The organism is Nonomuraea sp. NPDC051191, assembly GCF_044455665.1.
Classification (GTDB): domain Bacteria; phylum Actinomycetota; class Actinomycetes; order Streptosporangiales; family Streptosporangiaceae; genus Nonomuraea.
The window spans coordinates 188914-212128 of record NZ_JBITEZ010000012.1 but is presented as its reverse complement, the minus strand read 5'-3'; the positions used below and the strand labels follow the sequence as shown (position 1 = coordinate 212128).

Genomic DNA, 23215 nt, shown 5'->3' with positions numbered 1-23215 from the left:
GGGCACAACTGATCGGACCGACCCGCCTTCGGGGAAGCGCGGAACCCGGCGGCCGAGCAGTGCGCTCGCCGGGGGGCGTTGACGTGTCACCAGATCACTCCCCGCAACTGGCCGATGTCTGCCTTCCCCTGCCACGGGAATGGACAAAGGACCCATGACGGACGTGGTGGTGCGGCGGCCTGTCGTAGGAGAGGTGGCGGCCAGTCGGCGGAGAAACGGCTTCCTCCCTGAGCAGGAGGACCCGCAGATGAGTGCCGCTCATAGTTGACGGCATGTCACGAAGATTCTTACCTGGGCCACTGCCACGTGCGCTGGCAGGCGCAGCACTCTCCCTGGCCCTGGTCGCGACCTCCGGCTTCACACCCGCGCACGCCGCCCCCATCACCGATGTCCCGCTGCTCGACGACTACGACGCGGAATCGCTCGCGAACCTCCCCGCCGTCGGCGGCCTGGAGTACCTGAAGCAGCGATACGCGCCGACCGACACCTGCCCGCCGGTCGGGACCGGGCCGGGCGGGCCGCCGTTCTGGGGGGACGACAAGCCCGCCCAGTTCCGCCAGGGCGTCCCGCTGCCCGGACAGAGGGTCGTGAAGATCGTCATCAATGGCGACTCGTACATGTCGGGGGAGGGGGCGGGACTCTACTACAACAAGCGCGGCTTCCTGCCCGAACCCATGCGCTTCCTTCCCGGGCCCAACGGCGGCCGCGTCCCGGCGGAGGGTCACACCGAGGCCGACTACGACGAGGACTTCCGTCACCGTTCGGCCGACGCCGCGGTCCTGCAGGCCATCGACCTGCTGCGCCGCGCCAATCCCGAGGTCTTCTTCGACGTCCGTTTCAACGCCTCCTCCGGCGCGGCCACCGAGCACTTCTTCGTGGGCCAGAACGACCACGGCCGCGTCAACCCGCCGCAGAACGAGGGGCTGGACGCCGCCACCGACCTGGTGATCTCCGGCTTCGGCGGCAACGACGCCCGCTTCGGGCCCATGCTGACCGCCATACTCGCGAAGAACATCGGCCTCCGGAACAGCATCGTGGCGGAGGTCGCGCCGCTGCTCGACGTCACCCGCACCTCCGAGCAGGAATGGGCGGACTCGGAGCCGCCGCGTCCGCCGTTCGTCCGCCCGCTGACGCAGCCGACGACCCTCTCGGCGCGTCTGGTGCGACTGGTGCGGGCGATGAACGTCGCCACCAGCGGCAAGGCCAGGATCATGATGGTCAACTATCCCCAGCCCTTGGCGGAAGGTCTCACACCGGGAGGCCTGATGAGGTGGCTGGTGAGCTCGGGGGACCTGGAGCCTCTTCGCACTCTCGGACCTCGGCTGACCGCCTCCATCAAGAAGGCGCAGCAGGTCCTGGCCGACCACGGGATCGCCACCGACATGCTGGACCTCGCGAACGCCTTCGCCGGCCACGAGCTGGGGACCAAGACCCCTTACGTTCGCAGCCTCAGCTGGACTCCCGCCGAGGGAGGGGACGACTTCAACATGACGCAGCAGACAGGGCATCCCAACCAGCAGGGGCAGAAGGCGCTGGCGGGTCACTACGCCCTGATGATCGCGGGTGAGCTGGGGCTGCGCCTCAAGGCGGCCGACGGGGCGCCCCCACCGGCCGGGGCGGCGGAGCCGTGCGACGCCGATCCCAGCGACCGCCACTACCTGCCCGCCACGGCCACCCAGGGCGGCGGATCGAGCGGCGGCACCGGTGGTGGCGGGGGAGGCGGCACCAGCACCCCCCATGTGGGCCCACGCTCGACCATGTGGTTCGTCAACATCGACCCGCCGCCCTTCCACCCGGGTCCCCAGCCAAGCTCACAGCCCAGCGCACAGCCCACCTCGGGAACGGGGACGCCGGACCAGACGCCGCGGTGGACCATCTATCCGGTCGACACCGTCCGGCCGACCAACCCGCCCATCTCCTTCGACCTGACCCAGCCACTGCCCTACCTGTGGCCCGTGCCGACCAATGGAGGAAGCCCGTACCGTTTCGAGTTCGAGGTGAAGATCAACGCCGACCAGCTCCTGAGGTGAGGAGCAGGCCCACGGCTCACAAGCCGGGGCGGCGGGAAGCGAAGGCGACCCTCTCCTCGCGGGTCTCCGGTGTGCGCTGAGCTCAGGTTTAAGGTTGCTGAAAGGGCGGTGTCTAACGTTCTGCGCGGCAACGTCAACCGCAAGGAGTGACATGAGGACAATCGCCGCCATCGCCGCCACGCTGATGCTCGCCTCCTCCCCGGCCGCGGCCGAACCCGAGGACAGCGACCGGGAGATCCCCCTGGCGCACATCGAGTACACGACCGGTCTCACCGTGAGCTTCTCCGACAGCCAGCCGTCCGACGAGGTGGGGATGTCCCAGGTCGGGATCATCGGCAGCGCGCCGCTCATCGCCTGGGACCGGAGCAACAGCTACCTGCAGACCTACCTGGAGATCACGCCGCCCGACGTGCCGGTGCCCCAGCGCCTCGTCGAGGACCACGGCGCCGACCTCCCCGCCGAGCTGCGGGGGCGGCGGATCACCAGCGAGCCGGTCACCGTACGCGGCCTGACCGCTCCGGCCGCGGCCGTGCTCTCCGCGTCGTGCACCGCCGAACACTGGGGGTCGCACCTCTGGCACGACAACGCCCAGGCCGGCCTGGCGCCGAAGTCGTACACCACCCTCGACTTCGGCGGCTTCAAGGAGCGTCGCGCGGAGAGCTTCATCTTCAACTGCCTGCCGGTGGGCTCGCCGAGCTCCCTGTGGGCCCGGCACCGGCTGTACTACTGGAACGGCACCAGTTGGTGGAAGCAGGCGGACGAGAAGGTCGCCCCCGGGCACCAGGCGGAAGAGGTCAAGGGCAAGATCAAGCTCCACCGCAGGGTCAGCTACGACGACGGCTGGGGGTCCAGCCCCAACTGCCTCAGCGGAGCCTGCAAGTACACCCGTGAGGGACGTTTCACCAGCTGACAGGTGACCGGCCGCCTGCCGGACGACACAGGAGCCGGAGGTCAGCGCAGGACGGCCGCCAGCAGGTCCGTGCCCAGCGTCGTCATCTCGGGCAGGTTGAGCGTGTAGTGGACGTAGCGCCCGTGCCGCCGGGTCGTGAGCAGGCCCGCGCGGCGCAGGACGGCGAGGTGGCGGGAGACCTCCGGGGGCGACAGCTCCCAGGCGTGGGCCAGCTCGCCGGTGGTGTGCGGGCCGCGGGCCAGGGTGCGCAGCAGCCGCAGTCGTACCGGATGGGCGAGTGCCTCCAGCCGCAGGGTGACCGTCTCCAGCGACACCGGCTCGGACGGATCCGGCTCGGCCACGGGATACTGCACCACCGGCTGCCATCCGGGCGCGTGGACCACCACCAGGTGCGGGCGGCCGAAGTCACTGGGGATGAAGGTGACCCCGGCGCCGTGGGCGGCGGTCGCATTGTCCTGCAGTTTGTCCACGACGATGCGGTTGCCGTCCGGCGTCAGGGTGACCGCGCCGGAGACCGAGGCGAGAGCCGCCCCGATGCCCTGGCGCTTCAGCAGGTCGTTCTTCAGCCGCAGGTCGATGGCCAGCCGCACGGCGACGCCTGTCCAGGCGGCGTCGAAGAACGCCTCGGCGCACTGTTCGAGGGTGTGGCGCACCCGCGCCCGCACCGCGGCCGGGTCGGCGAGCAGCCGTTCCGCGAACGCCTCCTGACGTTCGCCGCGCGCCTGGGCCAGGTCGAGGGCCCGCTCGCGCGCGGTCGCGTCGGCGAGCGGCGACGGCGCGGCGAAGTGCACCCGATTGCTGCCGCACGTGGTGACGAGCGCGGCGGTCACATAGGTCTCGTCGTCGATCCGGTCGACATCGTCCAGCTCCTCGGCGAGGGTCTGGCGGGGCCGGGCCGGGACCAGGAAATCGGCTCGCGAGGAACGCCAGAGGAACTCCGCCTCTCGCAACCGCTCGGCCAGCTCCGGCGGCATCCCGGACCAGACGTCCCCGGCCCAGCCGGCCAGCCGCGGATGATGCCCGGGTTCGGCCAGGACGTGCAACATCGCGGTCAGCTCGGCCAGCGGGGAGGCGGCGAACCGCAGCCGCTCGGCCGGCAGCCCGGTGATGTCGATGCGCAGCGTCATCCCTCCATCATCCCTGGCCGGACGGCCGATGACGGCGTCGGTTGACGATCTCCGTCAACCGACGTGCCGCGTCCGGCGACCCGGCACGACCGTTGGCGCCATGGCACCCACCACCGGAGTCCAGCTCCGCGTCCTCCTCCGCGCCTCCGGAGGCCCCCGCTACGCCGTCGCCCTGGCCGTGGACGCGCTCGGCACCGGCCTGCTGCGGCCCTTTCTGCTGCTCTACGGGGTGACGGTGCTCGGACTGTCCGGGCCGGTCACCGGCGCCGCCATGACCGCCGGTGTCGTCGCGGGTCTCGGGTGCATGCCCGCGGTGGGCCGATGGCTGGACCGGGGCGCGCGCAGCACGGTCGTGGCGGCGTCGATGCTGGTGCGGGTGCTGGGCGTGGTGTTGCTGGCGGCCACCCCGGCGGGGAACGTCTGGTTGTTCGCGACGGCGGCGCTCTTCCTCGGCATCGGCAACCAGGCCTGGCCGGCCGCCCACGCCGCCCTCGTGGCCACGCTCTCCCACGGCCGGGAGCGCGACGCCGCCCTGGCGGGGGGCCGCGCACTGCGCAACGCCGGCCTGGGCGCCGGTGCGCTCCTCGCCACCGCCTGCCTGGCGGGTGGCGCCGCCGCGTTGCAGGCGCTGGCGGCCGTCACCGGGCTCGCCTACCTCGTGGCGGCGGCTCTGGCGTGGTCGGTACGCGTGCACGCTCATCCGGCCGCCGCCGCGGCCACGGACGGGGACGGGGACGGCGAGCCCGCACCCCGGATGCGCGGGCTGCTGGCCGCCAACGTGATCTACGTCTTCTGCCTCAACGTCCCCGAGATCGCGCTTCCTCTGGTCCTGGTGACGCAGATGCACGCGTCCCCGGTGTGGTCGGCGGCCATCTTCGTGGCCAACACGGTCCTGGTGGTCACGCTGCAGGTTCCGGTCACCGTCCTGATGTCCCGTTTCTCCCGCCGGTCCGTGCTGGCGTTCGCCGGGGTGGTGCTCACCGCGTCCTACCTCGGCTTCCTCGCGGCCGCCTTCCTGGGACCCGGCTGGGGCGCCCCGGCCGTCGCGGCGGTGTCCGTGGTCTGCACCCTCGGCGAGATCATCTACGCGGGCAGCGCCACCGCGCTCGTCACCGCCCTCGCCCCGGCGCAGGTCCTGGGACGCACCCTCGCCCGCTTCCAGCTCTCCACCGGCTTCGGCCTCGCCGTCTCCCCGGCGGTCATCACCGCTCTCGCACCCCACGGCCCGGCCGCCCTCTGGGGCGGCCTCGCCACCGCGACGCTCCTGTCCGCCGGTGTCGTCAGGGGAGAACGAGCTCCGCGAGCTGGGCGCGGGCGGTCACGCCGAGTTTCGGGAAGGCCTTGTAGAGGTGCTGGCCGACGGTTCGCGGACTGAGGAACAGGTGCGCGGCGATGTCCTTGTTCGACAGCCCCTGGGCGGCCAGGTTGACGATCTGCCGTTCCTGTGGTGTGAGCTGGGCGAAGCGGTCGGCGCCGGTGTTGCGCTGGGTGCTCCAGCCGGTCGCGCCCAGCTCCGTGCGTGCCCGGTCGGCCCAGGGGCGCGCGCCGAGCCACTCGAACGTCTCCAGCGCGGCCCGCAGGTGCTCCTGCGCATCGCCGGTCTGGCGGGCCCGGCGCAGCCATTCGCCGTACAGCAGCTCGGTGCGGGCGCGGTCGAAGGGGCGCTCGTGCGCGTCGAGCGCGGCGCGGAAGTGCGCGTCGGCTCCGAGGTCCGGGGCCATGGTGGTGGCCAGCAGGGCACGGCAGCGGGAGACCAGGGCGTCGGCCCACCGCTGGCGCAGCATCCCGGCCCAGGATTCCAGCCGGGCCAACGGCTCGGCCGCGCGGGCGCTCCTGCCGCTGCGCAGGGCCGCTTCGACCAGGTCGGGCACCAGGTGCATGGCGGGGGTTCTGTTGCGTGCCTTGCCGTACACCAGCGACTCCAGCCCGAGCAGCGCCTGCTCGGGACGGCCCTGGCCGAGGTCGAGAAGCGCGAGCGCGGCCGGGGTGGCGGTGGCGGGGTCCAGCGGCTCTCCCTGAACGGCGGCGAGCTGATCCAGCAACGCGGTGGCCAGGCGTGACCAGGCGGGTTGTCCGGTGTCCGCGGCGATGTTCACGGCCTCCTCGGCGAAGGCGCGCGCGTCGGCGTAGCGGCCGCGGGCGTGTTCGACGTGGCCCATGAAGGTCAGCGCCTGGGGCAGCAGCCCGACGCGGCCCTCTGCGCGGATGGCGGCGGTGGCGGCCAGGGCGAGCTGGTGGGTGCGGGCGTCCTGGTCGGCCAGGCCGAGTCCGCCGATCAGCAGCAGGCCGCGCCGGTCGGGTCCGGCCTGGGCGCGGGCGCGCTCCACCACCTCGGCCAGCGGCGGCAGCTCGGTGGTGGGGCGGCCGAGGGTGAGCGTGACGAACCACCGGCACAGCTGGTGGACCGGGACGACGTCGTCGCCGGGCGGCACCTCCAGCGCGTCGAGCTGCTCGGCCGTACGGTGGGCCATGTCGCGGTCGCCGTCGAGCCAGATCATGGAGGCGGCGTCCAGCAGCAGCCACGCGGCCGAGCCCGGGTCGGTGGCGGCCAGGTGGTCCACGCCGGCCGACAACATCGCGTGCGCCCCTTGCAGGTGGCCCTCGCCGTAGTCGGAGCAGGCCCGCACGCGGATCAGCCGGGAGGTCAGCTCGGCGCCCGGGCTCCCGGCGCCGAGCGCCAGAGCCCTGGCCCGATCGAAGCGACCGCTGAACTCGGTGGCCTCGGCCGCCAAGGTGAGCCTGCGGGCACGTTCCCCGGCCGACGGGCTCAGCGCGGCGGCGCGCTCGTAGGCCGCGGCCGCCGCCGCGTAACCACTGCGGGCGTGGGCCCGGGTGGCGGTCTCCTCCAGCCGTCCCGCGACCTGCTCGTCGGCGGTGAGCGTGGCGGCGGCCAGGTGCCAGGCGCTGCGGTCGGCGTCGGCCGTGCCTTCCAGGACCTGGCTGAGGGTGTGGTGGATGGTCAGGCGCCGGGCCAGTGGTGTCCGCTGCCAGATGGCCGCCCGGACCAGCGGATGCCGGAACTCCAGCCGCGAGCCGTCGGCCGTCCGGATCAGGCCGGCCGCGCCGATCTCTTCCAGGTGCTCGGGAGCGGAGCCCAGCACGCGCGCCGCCGCCAGCACGATCGCCGACTCGGCGGTGGCGTCGGCGGCGGCGACCTGGAGCAGGACGCGGGCCGCCGCCGACAGCCCGTCCACCTGGTGGGCGAAGGCTTCCTCCAGCCGTGAGGTGAGCGAGAGCTCCCCTTGGCTCTCGCCGGACTTCGGCAGCTCCAGGAGCGCCAGCGGGTTGCCCGCGGACTCGGCGAGGATGCGCCGCCGGAACTCCTCGGTCAGCGGGCGGGCGGCGGAGTCGAGCACCTCACCTGAGGCCGCCTCGTCCAGGCCCGCCAGCTCCAGCACCGTCAGGCCGGGCGCCGTGAACCCGGCGCGGGCGGCCAGCAGCATCGCCACCCCTTCGCCGGCCAGCCGCCTGGCCGCGATGACCAGCGCGTCCGCCGAGGCATGGTCGAGCCACTGCACGTCGTCGACCAGGCACAGCACGGGGCCGTCCTCCGCCAGCTCGGCGAGCAGCGACAGGACGGCCAGCCCGATCAGGAACCGGTCTCCCGTGCCGGCCGGGCCGAGCCCGAAGGCGCCGCGCAGCGCGGCGGCCTGCCGTTCGGGGATGCGGTCCAGATGGTCGAGCGCCGACCTGAACATCAGGTGGAGCGAGGCGAACGGCAGTTCGGCCTCCGCCTCGATGCCGGTAGTCCGCAGGACCCGCAGGTCGCCGGCCGCCGCGGCGTGATCCAGCAGGGCCGTCTTGCCGATGCCCGGCTCGCCGAGGAGGACCAGGGCGCCGCTGACACCCGTTCGGGCGTCGGCGAGCAACGTGTCAATGGTGCGCGTCTCGCGCGTTCGCCCCCGAAGCATGTGTCGCAGTATTACCTATGAGATGACTCATGCTGGCGTGTCGCCTGTTGCCTAACGTTGTGGACATGAAGCCCTTCAGTGTGAACATTGCCCAGGCCGACCTTGATGACCTGCACGAACGGCTGCGCCGCACCCGGTGGACCGGGGAGATCGCGGGGCAGGGCTGGAGCAGGGGCGTGCCGCTCGACTACCTCAAGGGGCTGGCCGACTACTGGCTCAACGACTTCGACTGGCGGGTGGCCGAGGCCGAGTACAACAAGCACCCGCAGTTCGTCACCGAGATCGACGGGGAGGACATCCACTTCCTCCACCTGCGTTCCAGTTCGGAGGACGCGCTGCCGCTGCTGCTCCTGCACGACAATCCGGGCGGTGTGATCGGGTTCCTCGACGTCCTCGAACCGTTGTCGCGAGACTTCCACCTGGTCGTCCCCTCGTGCCCGGGGGTCGGCTTCTCCGGCTACCTCTCCTCGCCGGGCTGGACCGTCCCCCGTACGGCTGCCGCCTTCGCCGAGCTGATGTCCCGGCTCGGTTACGAGCGGTACGGCACGCAGGGCGGCGGCGGTGGCGCCAACCTGGGGCTGGAACTGGCCCGCCAGGTGCCGGAGCGGCTGGTGGGCGTGCACGTCAACGCCTTCGTCGCCTTCCCCTCCCCGGAGGAGAGCGAGTTCACCGCGGACGAGCAGCGACGCCTGGGCATCATGCAGAACTTCATGCAGGAGGGCCTCGGCTTCAACCAGATCATGTCCACCCGGCCGCAGACCATCTCCTACGGGCTGACCGACTCGCCGGTCGCGCAGCTCGCGTGGATCGTGGAGAAGTTCAAGGAGTGGACCGACTCGGCCGCCGAGCTGCCCGAGGACGCCTTCTCCCGTGACCGGATCCTGACCGACGTGAGCGTCATGTGGTTCACCGCCACCGCCGGCTCGGTGGCCAACCTCTACTACGAGATGGGCCACGACCCGGGCGCCTACGCGCCCAAGCCCCGGGTGACGGTTCCCACCGGGGTGCTGCTGGCCAGGGAGGACGTCACGATCCGCCGCTTCGCCGAGCGCGATGCCAACGTCGTGCGGTGGACCGAGCTGGCCGGGGGCGGGGCGTATCTGGCGCTGGAGTCGCCGGAGCTGCTGGTGGAGGACGTGCGGGCCTTCTACGCCGACCTCACCACCGGGGAGTGACCTTCGCGGGCATCGTGCTCGGCACTCGGCCGAGCGCGGTGCCCGCGGCCTGGCCGGTAATACGTCACCGTCATGCCGGTGAATTAACAGCGAACCGCTCCGGACACGGAAAGCGACGTTACCGATCCATGAATGCTCGCGATTCGCCGTTCAGGTCGGAATTTCGGAGACCTTAGCGCATCGCGTTGCGAGTTGTCAGCCGAATGATTAAGCGCCCCGGAAGCCCGTTCCGAGTGAGAACGGCCCCTCGCCGGTCGAATTCCCGTTTGTTGTGTCAAGTGATCATCATGGCTTATGGTGTTCGGCGTCCGGCCGAAGATTTCATCGCCGAATACCACGGGGGCCCCTCATATGTCACCTCAGCATTTATTTCGATCGCGTCGTTTCCTGGTCAACCGCCTGATCAGATGGGGCGGCGTCTCGGCCGCCGCGGCGCTCGTCGCCTCGGTCATGGTGGCCGGAGCGGACGCTCGGAACGGCCAGGCCGCCATCCAGGACGCCGACCTGATGGCCATGACCAGCGGGAACACCGGGGTCGCCACGCCGACCGCGTCGCCCAGGCCGACACGCAAGCGTAGGCCCACCCACAGGCCCACCCACAGTCCCACCGCCACCGCAAGGCCGACGAAGACGCCGACTCCGACGAAAACGCCGACGCCGTCGTCCACCCCCACCAAGACCACGACACCGAGCCCCACCAAGACGCCGACCGCGTCGCCGCCCCCTTCGAACGGCTCCGCCCTCACGGCGCGGCCCAACGACGGCTCGGGCTACTGGCCGGACTTCTCCAACACCGGCTACTCCCACACCCCCGCGAACGCCGCCGGCCTCGGGCTGGGCGCCTATCCCGGCAAGCTCGCCGACTACGCGGCCGGCATGAGCGCCGACAAGCCGTTGCGGGTCGAGTACCCCGACAACAGCGTCATCTCCTTCAAGCGCTTCACCGCCTCGAAGGTGTACATCTACGGTGACAACCTGACGTTCGTGGGCTGCCTGTTCGAGGGCACGAACCCCAACGACAACCTGGTGCAGATCTACTCCGACACCACCATCAAGTTCCTGTACTCGACGTTCAAGCCCAGCTCCTACGCCACGCCTCCGGGCAACGACGGCAAGGTGTCGTCCGCGCACGCCAAGCCGGGCACGCCGTTCGACAAGTCGTGGCAGCTCATGACGACGATGAAGGAAGCCGTCGCCGTCATGGACCACAACGACATCTGGGGCAACGCCGGCCTGATCATGGTGACCGGGTTCCCCGGCCGGCCCTCGACTTGGACGAACAACTACATCCACGACATGGCCGACACCGCACGGGACGTCTACCACCATGACGGCATCGGTCCGCAGAGCGAGGGCAACGGCGGCCACATGATCGTCAACCACAACACCCTGGCGTCCCTGGGCAACACCAACGGCCTGGCGCTGCAGGGCAAGGGTGTCTATCAGGACGTCTCCGTCACGAACAACTACATCTCCGGATGGGGTTACGCCCTCAGCATCGGCACGGCCGACAACGCCAAGAACATCACCGTGACCGGGAACGTGTTCTCGGCCGAGCTCGACCAGCTGCACGGCTTCCTGTACGGCGGCATCTGGGGCGGCACGGCCCGCGGTTCCACCTGGCGCGACAACCGCGTCCAGGCGCGCACCGGCGACGGCAACCGCGGCTACACGCCGGCCGACAACGCCAAGTACCTGTGGCCGGCCGGCACCGCCAAGGCCACCGACTACACCGGCTGACCCACCCGGCCCGGCGCCCGTCCCTCGGCACCCGGCCGACGGGGACGGCGCCGGGCGCGTCCCGTCCTGCGGACCGGAACAGCTGTGGGCGGGGAAGCCGGTTACCCGGCCGAGACGGTGACGTTTCCGGACCCCGTGGTCAGCGACAGCTTGCGCGGCGAGGAACTGTCCTTCTTGACGGAGACGTCGGCGTCACCGGAGGTCGTTCTGGCCCGCACGTCATAGGTCTCGTCGGGGACGGTGAGCACGACGTCGCCCGAGCCGGCCGACACCTCGACGCCTTCCGGCGCGACCGCGTACTTCAGGGTGACCTGGCCGGATCCCTCCTTGACCAGGAGCTTCTTGCCGCCGAGGCCGTCGCCCTTGATGTCGCCGGAGCCGGCCTCAACGTCAAGAGGGCCGGTGAGCGACCTCAGCGTCAGGTCGCCCGACCCGGAGTTCAGCTTGACCTGCGTCCCCTTGGGGACCTCCACCTTGTACTCGACCCCGCAGGTGCCCCACGACTTCTGGCAGTCGTAGGAGACGGACAGCGTGTCGCCCTCCACCTTGTGCGCGGCCTGCGGCTTGTCGTTGCTCCAGTAGAGCCTCTCGGTCACGCTGACGTTCGTGGCGTCCGACTCGGTGACGGTCACGTCCCCGCTGCCGCTTCTGAGGTGAAGCCGCTGCACCTTCTCCTTGACCTGGTACGTGCTGGTCTCCTCGTTCTTCGGTTTGCCGATGGCGTCCAGGCCGCACCCGGTCAGGAGTACCGCGGAGGCCAGCAGGCCGCCCGCGATCGCAGTGATCTTCATGTCGTCCATCCTGTCCGGGATGCCGCCCGGCCTGCATCAGGGATGCCCCCGACGGGCCCCCGGGATTGGACGCCCCCGTCCGTGCGCGGGGTCAGGGGCGTCCTCCGTCACTCGGGCCGGTGGAAGGCGATCTCGGGGTTGGCGGCGGAGGGGCCGTCCAACAGGGGTTGCTTCCTGCCCTTGAGGTGCTGGTCGAAGAAGGCCGCGACGTAGACGCGGGTGAGCGCCGTCCCGCGCTCCGCGTCGATGGCGTCGGGGGACGACAGGCCGAGCTTGCTCTGCGCGAGGGCCAGGTCGGTGAAGGTGCTGTGCTCGGCGCGGGCGACGGTGAGCCAGCGCTTCCAGCCGTCCAGGACCTTCCAGGTCTTGTCCCAGGTGTCGTCCTTGCCGGGCGTGTGGTCGCGTTGGCTGCCCATGAGCAGGAAGGGACGCTTGCCGAGTCCGGTGGCGGGGAGGGTGGCGTCGACGGTTCCGTCCAGGTTGATCCCGGCCTTGACCCGCGGGTCGGTGAGCATAGTGGTGGAGGCGGCGTCGCCGCCGATCGAGTGGCCGGCCATGCCGATGCGCCTGGCGTCGATCAGGCCGACGCGTTTCCAGGCGGGATGGCGGCCGGTCAGCCGGTCCAGGACGAAGGAGACGTCCTTGGCGCGGTTCCTGCTGATGGTGGCCTTGCCGCCCTCGGGAGGTCTGGGCTGGTCGCACAGGGGTGCGCAGGTGAGCAGCCCGACTCCGGGGAAGACGGTGCCGGAGGATTCGTAGGCGTGGTCGATCGAGGCGACGACGTACCCGCGGCTGGCCAGGTCCTCGGCCAGGGAGGTGAGGCTGGCACGGGGCAGGCCGAGTCCGGGCGAGAGCACCACCAGCGGGTGGCGGCCCTTCTCGGGCGGGGCGCCGGCGCGGGCGTGGGTGCGGATGCCGCTGATGACCTCGGCGGGCACGTCGGCGCCGGGGGCCTTGCGCCGCAGGAGGGACGCGGCCTCCTCCGTGCTCATGTAGGGGGCGGGCGGCCCGGTGACGGAACGGGCGGGGTAGTGGATGGAGAGCATGAGCCGGCGCGGCCCCGAGGAGGGCACCCAGGGATCCTTGCGGCTCTGGTCGGCCAGGTACAGGGTGTCGCGGCCGACCGGATCGGGGCCGGTGGGGCGGGGCAGTTCCAGCCGGAGGGTGGCCGGCGACGGGGACCCGGCGCCGGTTCGCGCGGCGGACGCGGTCGCCGTGGCGCAGGTCGTGGCGGTCAGGGCCAGGCAGGCCGTCAGCGGGACGGTCAGCAGAGGCGAGATCATCGCATTCCTCTCAGTACGGTCAGACGTCGCGGCGATGCACGACGACGAGGGTCAGGACGGCGGCGGCCAGCGGCCAGGCCGCGAAGACGGCCCAGGAGCCGGTCACCGTGGGAAGGGCGGGGTCGTCGCGGAGCTGGGGCAGCCCCAGGCAGGTGCGCCAGACGTAGAACGGGACCAGGGCGTACAGGTCGTTGAGCCACTGGTGGACGGTCGGCCGGAAGAAGGTCGGCACGATGACCAGCACGCCGCAGACCGAGACCACCGCGCCCGCGGTGTGCCGCACCAGAGCGCCGATGCCCATGCCGACCAGCGCCGACACCGGCGCGAGCAGGGCGTTGGCGGCCAGGACGCGCAGCACGCCGGGGTCGCCCGGCCGGACGGCGACGCCGAGATCGGACAGGATGGCCTGGCTGACGCCGAACGTGGCCGCCGAGACCAGCGCGCCGGTCACCAGCGTGACGGCGCCCACGACGACGAGCTTGGCGGCCACGACCCGGTGGCGGGCCGGGACGGCGGCCAGGGTGGTGCGGATGAGGCCGGTGGCGTACTCGCCGACGATCGTCAGCGCGCCGACGGTGCCCGCGCCGATCATGAGCAGGGTGGCGGCCAGCCCGCTGAACGCCTCGCCCAGCGGATCGAACAGGGCCTTCTCCCGCGCCGTGAAGCCGGGCCAGCTGTTGTGGGCGTTCAGGCTGCTCTGGACGGCGAACGCGACAATGGCCAGCACGCCGAGGGCGACCAGCCACCGGGTGGAGCGGAGTGACCAGAGCTTGATCCATTCGGCGGCGAGCAGGTCGCGGAAGCGGGCGGGTTCCGTCAAGGCGCACCGGCCCCGTCCATGGCCCGGTAGTCGGCATGAGGGGCGGTCAGCTCCATGAACGCCTGCTCCAGCGAGGCGGCGCGGGGGGCGAGTTCCCGCAGCAGGATGCGCCGCTCGTAGGCGAGTTCGCCGACGCGGGCGGCGGTCAGTCCCGTGACGGTCAGGGCGTCGCCGTCGTCCTGTCGCACGTGGGCGCCGGCCTGGGTGAGGACGGCGGCCAGTTCGGCGGGGTCGGGCGTGCGCACGATGACGCCCGCGCCGGTGCCGCGGGCGGCGAACTCGGCCACGCTCTCGTCGGCGATCAGCTCGCCGCGCCCGATGACGACGAGCCGGTCGGCGGTGTGTTCCATCTCGCTCATCAGGTGGCTGGAGACGAGCACCGTGCGTCCCTCGCCGGCCAGGCGGCGGAACAGGCCGCGCACCCAGCGCACTCCCTCGGGGTCCAGGCCGTTGACCGGTTCGTCGAACAGCAGCACCGGCGGGTCGCCCAGCAGCGCGGCGGCGATGCCGAGCCGCTGGCGCATCCCCAGCGAGAACCCGCCCACCCGGCGGCGCGCAGCGCTCTCCAGGCCCACGTCCCGCAGCACCTCGCCCACCCGGCGGCGCGGCAGGCCGTTGCCGGCGGCCAGCGCGCCCAGGTGGGCGGCGGCGGTGCGCCCGCCGTGCACGTCGCCGGCGTCCAGCAGCGCGCCGGCATGCCGCAGCCCGGCGCGGTGCCGGGCGAAGGGGCGCCCCTCGACGGTGGCGCTTCCGCTGGTGGGGCGGTTCAGGCCGAGGATCATCCGCATCGTGGTGCTCTTGCCGGCCCCGTTGGGGCCGAGGAATCCGGTGACGCAGCCCGGTCGCACGGTGAAGGTCAGGCCGTTGACGGCCGTCACCTCGCCGTAGCGCTTGGTCAGTTCGTTGACTTCGATCACCCGGCCAACGTTGTCGCAGGCAGGGCGGGCGGGACATCTGGCCGCGGGCCGGTTCACGCGCGAGCGGGGTGGCCCACGGGCCTATGCCCGTAGGCCGATGCCCGCGGTGTCCATGGATGACTACGATCGTCCGGGTGCGCGAAGAAACGCCCAGGCCACCCCTGACGCAGCGGCTGCCGCACGGTGTGCGTACGGCGCTCGCCTGGTGCGCGGTCGTGGCGTCCCTGCCGCTGCTGTACGTCGTGACGCTGACCGACGGCGAGGACCCGCTGCCGGCGGACGCGGTCCATGCGGGAGTCGCCGTCGCGATGGCGCTTCCGCTGGTCTGGGCACGTCGGCGGCCAGGTGTGGTGCTGGCGGTGCTGCTGGCCGAACTGCTCGTGGCCGTGGCGGCGGCGCAGCCCGTCGAGCGGGTCTGGCCGCTGCTGCCGGCGGCCGACGTGCTGGTCTGCGTCGTCACGGCCACCCGCGCGCGCCGTACCGGGCTGGTGGCGGCGGCCGTCGCATTGACCGTCCAGGAGGCGGCCTGGCACGCGGCCCTGCTGGGTCAGGGGCTGCGCGTGCTCGCGCCGGGCTTCCTCGCGCTGTCGGTCCTGCTCGGCCTGGGCGTCGTGATCGCCTGGACGGCGGGGACGGTCCTGCGGCAACGACGCGAGTACGGTGCCGCGCTGCGCGCGCAGGCCGAGCTCCAGGCGGTGACCGCCGACCGGTTGCGCATCGCGCGTGAGCTGCACGACATGGTCGCGCACAGCATCGGCGTGATCGCCATCCAGGCCGGGGCCGGGGCCCGGGTGCTCGACACCCGCCCGGAGCAGGCCCGCGACGCCCTCGGCGCGATCGAGACCGCCAGCCGGCAGACTCTGCAGGGGCTACGGCACATGCTCGGTCTGCTGCGCGAGCACCCCGCCGCCGCGGAGCCGCCCCCCGGGTCGGGGCTGGCCGACCTCGACCGGCTGGCCGAGACGACCGCGGCCGCCGGACTCCGCGTGGACGTGCGCCGCCGGGGCCGCCCGCGCCCGCTGCCCCCGGCGGTGGACCGGTGCGCCTTCCGCATCGTCCAGGAGTCGTTGACCAACGTCATCCGCCACGCCGACGCCCGTCACTGCCGGGTCGTCCTCGACCACACGCCCGGCGAGCTGCGCATCGACATCACCGACGACGGCCGCGCCACCGCCCCGGCCGGGCCCGGAGGCGGGTACGGGATCGCCGGCATGCGCGAAAGAGCCGCCCTGCTCGACGGACGCCTCAGCGCCGGGCCACGCCCGGAGGGCGGCTTCCGCGTCACCGCCACCCTGCCGCTGCCCGGTCCCGCCTCGGCGCGGGAGTCCGGACGGAACGCCCCTGTGGAGGCATGTTGACCATCCGCGTCCTGCTCGCCGACGACCAGCCGCTCATCCGCGCCGGCCTGCGCATGGTCATCGACACCGCGCCCGGCATCGAGGTCGTGGGGGAGGCCGGGACGGGGGCCCAGGCCGTCCAGCTCACCCGGCGGTCGCGTCCCGACGTGGTCGTCATGGACATCCGCATGCCCGGCACGGACGGCATCGAGGCCACCCAGATCATCACCGCCGAGTCCCCGGCCACCCGCGTGATCATGCTCACCACGTTCGACGACGACGCCAACGTCCACGCCTCCCTGCGGGCCGGGGCCAGCGGCTTCCTGGTCAAGGACATGGCCTTGGAGGACATCCTGTCCGCGGTCCACGTCGTGGCCGCCGGGGACGCGCTGATCGCGCCCGGCGTCACCCGCCGGCTCATCGCCGAGTTCGCCGGGCGTCCCGAGCCTCGCCCGCGCGAGCTCCCCGGGGTCACGGCCCGGGAACGCGAGGTGCTGACGCTGGCCGGGCGCGGCCTGTCCAACGCCGAGATCGCCGCGAGCCTGCACATCAGCCCCGGCACCGCCAAGGCCCACATCGCCAGCCTGCTCTCCAAGCTCGGGGCCCGCGACCGCGTCCAGCTCGTCATCGCCGCCTACGACGCCGGCCTGGTGTCCCCGGCCCCATGAGGACAGGGCCGATCAGCGTCCCTTGCGCATGTAGGCGCGCAGCGACAGCGGGACGAACACCACCAGCAGCGCGCCCGACCAGAGCAGGACGGCGGCCACCGGATGCGCGAGCGGCCACGTCATGTCCGCGGACACGACGCCCGGGTTGCCGAACAGCTGCCGGATGGCGGCGGTGAGCGCGCTGATCGGGTTCCAGTCGGCGACGAACCGCAGCCAGGCGGGCATGCCGCCGGTCGGGACGAACGCGTTGGACAACATCGTGACCGGCAGGAACAGTGGCACCATCGCCTCGGCGATCCGCTCGTCCTTCACCGCCAGACCCAGGTAGACCCCGACCCAGCCCAGCGCGTAGCGCAGCAGCATGATCAGTGCGAACGCCTCGGCGGTGGGGAGCGGGCCGCGGTGCGGCTGCCAGCCCACCAGCAGGCCCGTGACCACCATGGCCGCCAGTAACGGCACGCCGATCAGGGAGTCGGCGCCGGTGTGCCCGAACGGCACCGCCAGCCGCGCCATCGGCATGGAGCGGAAGCGGTCCATCACGCCGCGGGAGCCGTCGGCGGCCATCCGGCCCATGACCCCCTGCGCGGCGGTGAAGGTCACCATCGCGAACAGGCCGGGCATGAGGTACTCGCGGTAGTCGCCGCCGCCCGGCACCTGGATGGCGCTGCCCAGGACATAACCGAACAGCACCACCATGATGACCGGGAAGACCAGCGCGGCGACGATCTGCCCGGGCTCCTGGCGCAGCCGGCTCAGCTCGCGGCCGACCAGGGTCAGCCCGTCGGTGAACGTCCAGCGCAGGCGGCCCATCGGTGAGGTGAGGGCGGTCATCGAACGGTCTCCTTGCGGTCGGTGAGGCGCAGGAACACCTCGTCGAGGGTGGGGCGACGCAGGCTCACGTCGGCGGCGGCGACCCCGGCGTGGTCGAGGTCGCGCACGACGTCGGCGAGTCGGAGGCGGCCGCCGGGCAGGGCGACGCTGAGCCGGTCGGCCCCCGTCGTGGTGGGATCGGTGCCGGTGAGGGCGTTCAGCACGGTCATCGCCGCGGGCAGCGCGGCGGGGTCTTCGAGGACGACGTCGAGGCGGTCGCCGATCGTGGCCTTCAGCTCGTCGGGGGTGCCCGTGGCGATCACCCGTCCGTGGTCGACGACGGCGATGTCGTCGGCCAGCCGGTCGGCCTCGTCGAGGTACTGCGTGGTGAGCAGCACCGTGGTGCCGTCGGCCACCAGCTCGCGGACGCTGTCCCAGATCTCGCCGCGGCTGCGCGGGTCCAGGCCGGTGGTCGGCTCGTCCAGGAAGAGCACCTCGGGGCGCAGGATGAGGCTGGTGATCAGGTCGAGGCGGCGCCGCATGCCGCCGGAGTAGCCGGCGACCTGGCGATCGGCCGCGTCCACCAGGCCGAAGCGTTCGAGCAGCTCGTCGGCCCGCCGGTGCGCGTCGCGCCGGGACAGGTGGGACAGGCGCGCGAACAGGCGCAGGTTGCCGCGGCCGGTGAGCTTCTCGTCCACCGCGGCGTACTGGCCCGCGAGCCCGACTTTGGCGCGCACCTGGTCGGGCTCGCGGACGACGTCGTGCCCGGCGACGCGGGCGTGCCCGGCGTCGGGATCGGACAGGGTCGCCAGGATGCGAACGGCGGTCGTCTTCCCTGCGCCGTTGGGCCCCAGCAGGCCGCAGACCGTTCCCGCCGGGACGCTCAGGTCCAGGCCGCGCAGGGCATGGGTGTCGCCGAAGGACTTGTGCAGTCCTTCGGCGACCACGATCGGATCAGGCATGAACCCCTCCACTGGGTACGTTGTACGCGGTTTCTGGCAGTCACGCTAAACCACTGGGTACGATGTACGCAACACGGAGGTGGAACGGTGACCGACGCCGAGTACGTCAACATCTGGATGCGGCCGGAGCGCCCCGCCCGCGGGCCGAAGCCCGCCTACAGCCGCGCGCAGATCACCGAGGCGGCCGTCCGGATCGCCGACACCGAGGGGCTGGAGGCCGCCACCATGCGGCGGATCGCCGCCGAGATCGGCACCGGCGCCATGTCCCTCTACCGGTACGTCCCGAACCGCGACAACCTGGTCGAGCTCATGGCCGACCGGCTGACGGGCGAGATCGACGTCACGGGCCTGCCCTCAGGCGACTGGCGCGCCGACCTGACCCGCTACGCCGACGAGCTGCGGGCCATGTGGCTGAGACACCCGTGGGTCGCCACCGTGCAGCGGTCGCTCCCCAGCTTCGGCCCCAACCAGGTGCTCCTGATCGAACGGCTGATGGGCGTGCTCGACGCCTACGTCCCCATCGACGAGAACCTCACCCTGATGGCCCTGCTGAACGGCTACATCGAGGGCGCCGTCCGCGAGGAGATCAGCTCGGCCGGGGAGTTCCGCCGCAGCGGGCTCAGCGAGTCGGAGTGGATGGCGCGCAGCGGCCCGCGCATCGAGCAACTGGTGAACAGCGGGGAGTACCCGATCTTCACGAAGATCGTGATGCAGGCGGGCCGGCCGCACCTGAGCCGCGACGACCAGTTCCGGCACGGGCTCCAGCGTGTCCTCGACTGCGTCGCCGGGGCCCTCCCGGCAGCGGCCGGGTCCGCGACGCGGGAGTCAGGGCGAGGCGCGTAGCACCCGCGCCCCCGTCTGCGAACGGGCGGCCGGCAGGCCGGACCGGTCCTCCGCGTGGAGGACCCGGCACGCCGGGCAGGCCGCCGGGCCCGGCTGATGGTCGGAGGCGGGAGATCGCCACCAGGCAGGAGTCGGCCGGACCACCGCGTCACTGGCGTCATTGCATGCGATCTGACCTCGGCGTCTTCCTGAAGGCGCAGGCCCTTGGTGATCGGCGCGTTCGCCCCCCCACGGGGGAGCCGCTGGCCGCGCAACTGGTCGAGGTGGTGCCCAAGCGCGGCGCGCCGACCGTGCCGGAGCTGGGGCGGCCTTCGACGAGGTGCTGACGACCAGGACCGTCTGGCGCAACCTGCCGCACGTACGTCTGCCGGCGCCCGATCGCGGCCGTGCCACCCGGGCGGGAGTGACCCGGCGTGGCCTGGGGGAACGTCACACGCGGCTGGGCAGGCGGCCCTCGCCGGTGGTCATCTCGGGCCAGAACTCCCGGTAGCGGCCGGAGTGGAAGACCAGCGGCTCGCCTCCGGTCCGCTGGTGGCCTTCCACCGCTCCGACGAGGATATGGTGGTCGCCGCCGTCGTGGACGCGCTCGGTACGGCAGACGAACCCGGCCAGCGTCCCGGCCAGCACCGGCAACGGCGTGCCCGGCACTAGCTCCACCCCGGCGAACTTGTCGGCAGCGGGGGCGGCGAAGCGCCTGGACAGGTGCCCCTGCCCGGCCGCCAGGACGTTGACGGCGAACCGCCCGGCCCGCAGGAAGAGCCGAGCGCTGGGCGCCCGGTTCGACAGGCACCACAGCAGCAGCGGCGGATCGAGCGAGACCGAGGTGAAGGAGTTGACGGTGACCCCGGCCCGCTCCCCGTCGGCGGTCGCCGTCGTGATCACCGCCACCCCGGTCGCGAACTGCCCGAAGGCGTCACGGAGCGATCTCATGCCGTCACCCCGCCGAGATAGGTCTCGGCCCGGCCGGCGTCCATGAACCAGTCGGCGTAGTCGGCCGGGTCGTCGAAGCCGTTGACGAACCGGGAGGCGATCTCCGGACGCTGCTGGGCGGCGGCCAGCAGGGCCAGGTGGTGGGGCTCGGCCGGCGCGAGCAGGGCGTTGGTCCAGTTCGTGACGTGCCGGGCCTGCGTCCAGAACAGGTCGAACGTCTGCCGCATCCAGTCCGCGTCGAACGGCCGGTCGCCCCGCTCCACGATGGCCCGCAGGTAGGTGGCGGCGCACTTGGCGGCGTTGTTGCTGCCCTGCCCGGTGATCGGGTCGTTGAGCACCACGACGTCGGCCACGCCGAGCACCGGCGCCCCGGACGGCAGCACGGCCACGGGACGGCGGACCGTGGGGGCGAAACGGCCGGTCAGCACCGCGTTGGCGTCGGTGAGCTCGATCCCGGCGCAGCGCTCGGCCTCCCACGGGAAGAAGGTCTCCAGAATCCGGCGGCTGCGGGCCAGGTGCTCGGCGGGGCCGCGGACGTCACTCCAGCAGTCCATGGGACCGTCCGGCACGCCCTCGAACACCATGATGTCGCAGGGGCCGGTGTGCGTGAGCGCGGGGAAGACGAAGTACTCGCCCACGCCGGGCAGCAGGTTGAAGCAGACCGCCGAGTGGCCGGGCCGCGGGGCGAGGCCGTTGACGTAGGTGACCGCGAGCGCGCGCTGCGGGGTGGCGTACGGGGAGCGGGCGGGGTCGCGCTCGAAGAGCGAGGCGATCTGGCCCTTGCCCGCGGCGACCAGGACCAGGTCGTACCGGGCCGCGTAGCTCTCCAGGTCCTCGGGGGTGGCGTCGTGCAGGACGAGCTTGCCGCCGAGCCGCTCGAACTCGCCCAGCCAGGCCGGCATCTTCAGCCGCTGGTCGACCGAGCGGGCCGGGACGTCCAGCCGCGCCGCCCAGTCCAGGGCCTTGCCGCCCTCCGGGCTCGGGACCGTGAGGGCGATGCCTTCGATGGGCGGGCAGACGTCGGCCCACCAGTCCAGGCCGAGCTCGCGCTCGTGGGCCTGCGCGGTGCCGAACATGGCCTGGCCCGACATCACCCGGCCGTCGCGGATGGACTCGGGGGTGCGGTTGGAGACGACGGTGACGTCGTAGCCGTGCCGGAGCAGGCCGATGGCGAGGTGGAGACCGGCCTGACCGGCGCCGACGACGAGGATGTCGCGCATGGGTGGTGTCCTTCGGGTGTCGGGTACGGGATCTGATCGGCGCCTGACAAGAACGGTACGGGCGGTGGGTCCGCCCGGGCCATCCGCTGAGCGCGGATCTCATCCGCCTGACGCGGGACCCCTTCGCAACGTCTCCGACGGCGGCTGCCCGTACCTCTCGCGGTACTGGGCGGCGAAACGCCCCTGGTGCAGGAAGCCCCATCGGGCGGCCACCGTGGTCACCGTGGCCCTGGCGGGGTCGGCCGTCCTGAGCTCGTCGTGCACGCGCGCCAGCCGTACCTGCCGGAGGTGGGCCATCGGGGACAGGCCGAGGTGCGCGCGGAAACCCTCCTGGAGGGAGCGGCTGCTGACCGCGACCGCGCCCGCGATGTCGGTGGTGCTCAGCGGAAGGTGCGCGTGCCCTTCGATGAACTCCATCGCCCGGCGCACCACCTTCGGCAGCGCGGGCGGCCTCGGCGCCGTCAGCCGTTCCAGATAGTTGGAGGGCTGCATGGTCAGCAGCAGGGTGATCAGGGCGTTCTCCAGGTGCGCGACGGCCAGCGGGTGGCCGGCCAGCCCGTCGTCGCGTTCGGCCTCCCGGACGAGCAGGTCGGCCATGTCACGCCAGGACCGGGTCCAGCCCGTCGTCAGGTCCATGCCGAGGTCGAAGACGACCGGGCCGCCGAGCTGCTCGCCGAGCATCTGCTCCAGCGAGCGTTCGATCGCGGAGCGCTCGAACTTGACCAGGAGCTGGGGGCAGCCGGCGGCCCAGCGCATGTCGAGGTGCCGGGTCGGCGAGGGCAGCGTGGCCAGGGACGGGCTGGAGACGACCTCCTCGTCGCCGGCGCGGATCAGGCTGCGTCCGGCGAGCGGGATCATGACCAGGAAGAACGTGTCGAGGTCGCCCGGCTCGATGTGCACGTCGGCGCCGTAGTCCAGGTAGCTGACCCGGACCGAGCCGAGCTGCACGGAGTTGAACCTGGCCGACAGCAGGTTCGCGTCCCCGGCCAGGTCCAGCCGGTGCGGGCAGAACACCTTGGCGACCTCGCCGCGGACCTCGTCGAGGTCGGAGCTGGCGAAGACGGCCCGGTTGCTGAGGAGCACACCAGATGATCGGCCCGGCCGCCCCCGGCGTTCCAGGTAAAAGGACGCACATGCCGGCGCGGGCCGATCATCCACCGTGAGCTGGTGAGGTCAGCACTTGACCGTGAGGGTGGGGCTGCTCAGCACGGTGGTGCCGCTGGTGACCACGCGGAAGGTGTTCTTCTTCATGCTCTTGCACGTCGCCCGGACGTGGAAGGCCCCCGTCTGGTCGCTGCGCAGGGTCCGGCCCGCCAGCCGCTGCCAGTGCGGGATGCCGAGGATCTTCGTCTTCTTCTGCAGCGCCATCCACCACACGCCGTTCCTGCTGCCCTTGCAGTGAGCCCGGACGGTGCCGTACATGCGCCACTTGCCGCCCTCGTACCTTCCCCAGGGACGCAGCAGGGTGAGGCAGCGCTTGGCCGAGGCGCCGGCCGCCGCCGTGCGTGGCTGGGTGGCCTGGGGCTGGGCGTAGCTCCACTTCTGCGCCACGGCGGCGGTCGCCGCCGTCGTGGTGGGGGTCGTCCGCGCCGTCGCCGAGCCGGGCGCCGCGACCAGCGCGGACGCCGCGCCGGCCACGCCGATGAGGGTGATGAGCCGTGTGCTGACCGAAGCCATGAGACCGTCCCTTTCTCCGTCGTCGTGCCTGTCGAGAAGGACGCTAGGCCGGTGCCGGTTGAGG

At 72.3% G+C, this 23215-nt stretch carries 21 protein-coding genes; 9 read left to right on the top strand and 12 right to left on the bottom strand.

Going from position 1 to position 23215, the window contains the following annotated elements; translation table 11 throughout:
• Nucleotides 1-272 precede the first annotated feature (272 nt).
• Nucleotides 273-2030 (top strand): hypothetical protein, encoded by a 1758-nt coding sequence (locus tag ACIA8R_RS32930; RefSeq protein WP_397041868.1) that lies wholly within the window; start codon nt 273-275, stop codon nt 2028-2030.
• A gap of 151 nt (nt 2031-2181) precedes the next feature.
• Nucleotides 2182-2940 (top strand): hypothetical protein, encoded by a 759-nt coding sequence (locus ACIA8R_RS32925; protein ID WP_364091670.1) that lies wholly within the window; start codon nt 2182-2184, stop codon nt 2938-2940.
• 41 nt (nt 2941-2981) lie between these two features.
• Here ACIA8R_RS32925 and ACIA8R_RS32920 read toward each other — a convergent pair whose 3' ends face one another.
• The gene (locus ACIA8R_RS32920) at nt 2982-4067 is read right to left on the bottom strand and encodes a DUF5937 family protein (RefSeq protein WP_397041867.1); all 1086 of its coding nucleotides are present in this window, start codon (nt 4065-4067) and stop codon (nt 2982-2984) included.
• A 100-nt stretch (nt 4068-4167) separates the two neighbouring features.
• On the opposite strand from ACIA8R_RS32920, the gene ACIA8R_RS32915 reads away from it, so the two are divergent.
• Entirely contained in the window at nt 4168-5442 is a 1275-nt protein-coding gene (locus tag ACIA8R_RS32915) for an MFS transporter (protein WP_397041866.1), read from the top strand.
• On the opposite strand, the gene ACIA8R_RS32910 is transcribed toward ACIA8R_RS32915, so the two are convergent.
• Nucleotides 5348-7978 carry an ATP-binding protein gene (locus tag ACIA8R_RS32910; protein ID WP_397041865.1) on the bottom strand — a complete coding sequence of 877 codons (2631 nt, stop codon included), beginning with the start codon at nt 7976-7978 and terminating at the stop codon, nt 5348-5350. The genes ACIA8R_RS32915 and ACIA8R_RS32910 overlap by 95 nt on opposite strands.
• A 65-nt stretch (nt 7979-8043) precedes the next feature.
• Here ACIA8R_RS32910 and ACIA8R_RS32905 point away from each other — a divergent pair, with 65 nt between their 5' ends.
• Nucleotides 8044-9153: an epoxide hydrolase family protein gene (locus tag ACIA8R_RS32905; RefSeq protein ID WP_357709162.1), complete on the top strand. Its 1110-nt coding sequence runs from the start codon at nt 8044-8046 to the stop codon at nt 9151-9153.
• 351 nt (nt 9154-9504) lie between these two features.
• On the top strand, nt 9505-10893 hold the full coding sequence (locus ACIA8R_RS32900) for a hypothetical protein (RefSeq protein WP_397041864.1): 1389 nt from the start codon (nt 9505-9507) through the stop codon (nt 10891-10893).
• Nucleotides 10894-10994: 101 nt separating this feature from the next.
• Here ACIA8R_RS32900 and ACIA8R_RS32895 read toward each other — a convergent pair whose 3' ends face one another.
• The 4 genes from ACIA8R_RS32895 to ACIA8R_RS32880 form a co-directional block, all read right to left on the bottom strand.
• Nucleotides 10995-11684: a DUF4097 family beta strand repeat-containing protein gene (locus ACIA8R_RS32895; RefSeq protein ID WP_397041863.1), complete on the bottom strand. Its 690-nt coding sequence runs from the start codon at nt 11682-11684 to the stop codon at nt 10995-10997.
• 107 nt (nt 11685-11791) lie between these two features.
• Nucleotides 11792-12967, bottom strand: a complete 1176-nt coding sequence (locus ACIA8R_RS32890; RefSeq protein WP_397041862.1) for an alpha/beta hydrolase family protein — start codon at nt 12965-12967, stop codon at nt 11792-11794.
• Nucleotides 12968-12986: 19 nt separating this feature from the next.
• Entirely contained in the window at nt 12987-13787 is an 801-nt protein-coding gene (locus ACIA8R_RS32885) for a hypothetical protein (RefSeq protein ID WP_397041861.1), read from the bottom strand.
• Nucleotides 13784-14704 (bottom strand): ABC transporter ATP-binding protein, encoded by a 921-nt coding sequence (locus tag ACIA8R_RS32880; protein WP_397041860.1) that lies wholly within the window; start codon nt 14702-14704, stop codon nt 13784-13786. Before ACIA8R_RS32880 ends, ACIA8R_RS32885 begins: the two co-directional genes overlap by 4 nt.
• Before the next feature lie 134 nt (nt 14705-14838).
• Between ACIA8R_RS32880 and ACIA8R_RS32875 the strand changes: the two genes are divergently transcribed.
• Together ACIA8R_RS32875 and ACIA8R_RS32870 are read left to right on the top strand one after the other, a co-directional pair.
• Nucleotides 14839-16062, top strand: coding sequence for a histidine kinase (locus tag ACIA8R_RS32875; RefSeq protein WP_364091688.1), 1224 nt, complete (start codon nt 14839-14841; stop codon nt 16060-16062).
• Complete coding sequence (locus tag ACIA8R_RS32870) at nt 16056-16709, top strand: response regulator transcription factor (RefSeq protein WP_364091690.1); 654 nt, start codon at nt 16056-16058, stop codon at nt 16707-16709. Before ACIA8R_RS32875 ends, ACIA8R_RS32870 begins: the two co-directional genes overlap by 7 nt.
• Nucleotides 16710-16721: 12 nt before the next feature.
• Here the strand turns inward: ACIA8R_RS32870 and ACIA8R_RS32865 are convergent, their stop codons facing one another.
• Nucleotides 16722-17540, bottom strand: coding sequence for an ABC transporter permease (locus tag ACIA8R_RS32865; RefSeq protein ID WP_357709186.1), 819 nt, complete (start codon nt 17538-17540; stop codon nt 16722-16724).
• A complete protein-coding gene (locus ACIA8R_RS32860) occupies nt 17537-18481 on the bottom strand; it encodes an ATP-binding cassette domain-containing protein (RefSeq protein WP_397041859.1) in 945 nt (314 codons plus the stop codon). The genes ACIA8R_RS32865 and ACIA8R_RS32860 overlap by 4 nt, the downstream gene beginning before the upstream one ends.
• Before the next feature lie 87 nt (nt 18482-18568).
• On the opposite strand from ACIA8R_RS32860, the gene ACIA8R_RS32855 reads away from it, so the two are divergent.
• Nucleotides 18569-19324: a TetR/AcrR family transcriptional regulator gene (locus ACIA8R_RS32855; RefSeq protein ID WP_364091695.1), complete on the top strand. Its 756-nt coding sequence runs from the start codon at nt 18569-18571 to the stop codon at nt 19322-19324.
• Nucleotides 19325-19488: 164 nt separating this feature from the next.
• Nucleotides 19489-19650: a hypothetical protein gene (locus ACIA8R_RS32850; RefSeq protein ID WP_364091697.1), complete on the top strand. Its 162-nt coding sequence runs from the start codon at nt 19489-19491 to the stop codon at nt 19648-19650.
• A gap of 103 nt (nt 19651-19753) precedes the next feature.
• Here the strand turns inward: ACIA8R_RS32850 and ACIA8R_RS32845 are convergent, their stop codons facing one another.
• The 4 genes from ACIA8R_RS32845 to ACIA8R_RS32830 all read right to left on the bottom strand — a co-directional run bounded on the left by ACIA8R_RS32845 (nt 19754) and on the right by ACIA8R_RS32830 (nt 23151).
• Complete coding sequence (locus tag ACIA8R_RS32845; protein WP_364091700.1) at nt 19754-20254, bottom strand: flavin reductase family protein; 501 nt, start codon at nt 20252-20254, stop codon at nt 19754-19756.
• Nucleotides 20251-21474, bottom strand: coding sequence for a styrene monooxygenase/indole monooxygenase family protein (locus ACIA8R_RS32840; RefSeq protein WP_357709194.1), 1224 nt, complete (start codon nt 21472-21474; stop codon nt 20251-20253). Before ACIA8R_RS32840 ends, ACIA8R_RS32845 begins: the two co-directional genes overlap by 4 nt.
• Nucleotides 21475-21573: 99 nt before the next feature.
• Nucleotides 21574-22557 (bottom strand): AraC family transcriptional regulator, encoded by a 984-nt coding sequence (locus ACIA8R_RS32835; protein ID WP_397041858.1) that lies wholly within the window; start codon nt 22555-22557, stop codon nt 21574-21576.
• Nucleotides 22558-22647: 90 nt separating this feature from the next.
• Nucleotides 22648-23151 (bottom strand): hypothetical protein, encoded by a 504-nt coding sequence (locus ACIA8R_RS32830; RefSeq protein ID WP_397041857.1) that lies wholly within the window; start codon nt 23149-23151, stop codon nt 22648-22650.
• Between the last annotated feature and the right edge of the window lie 64 nt (nt 23152-23215).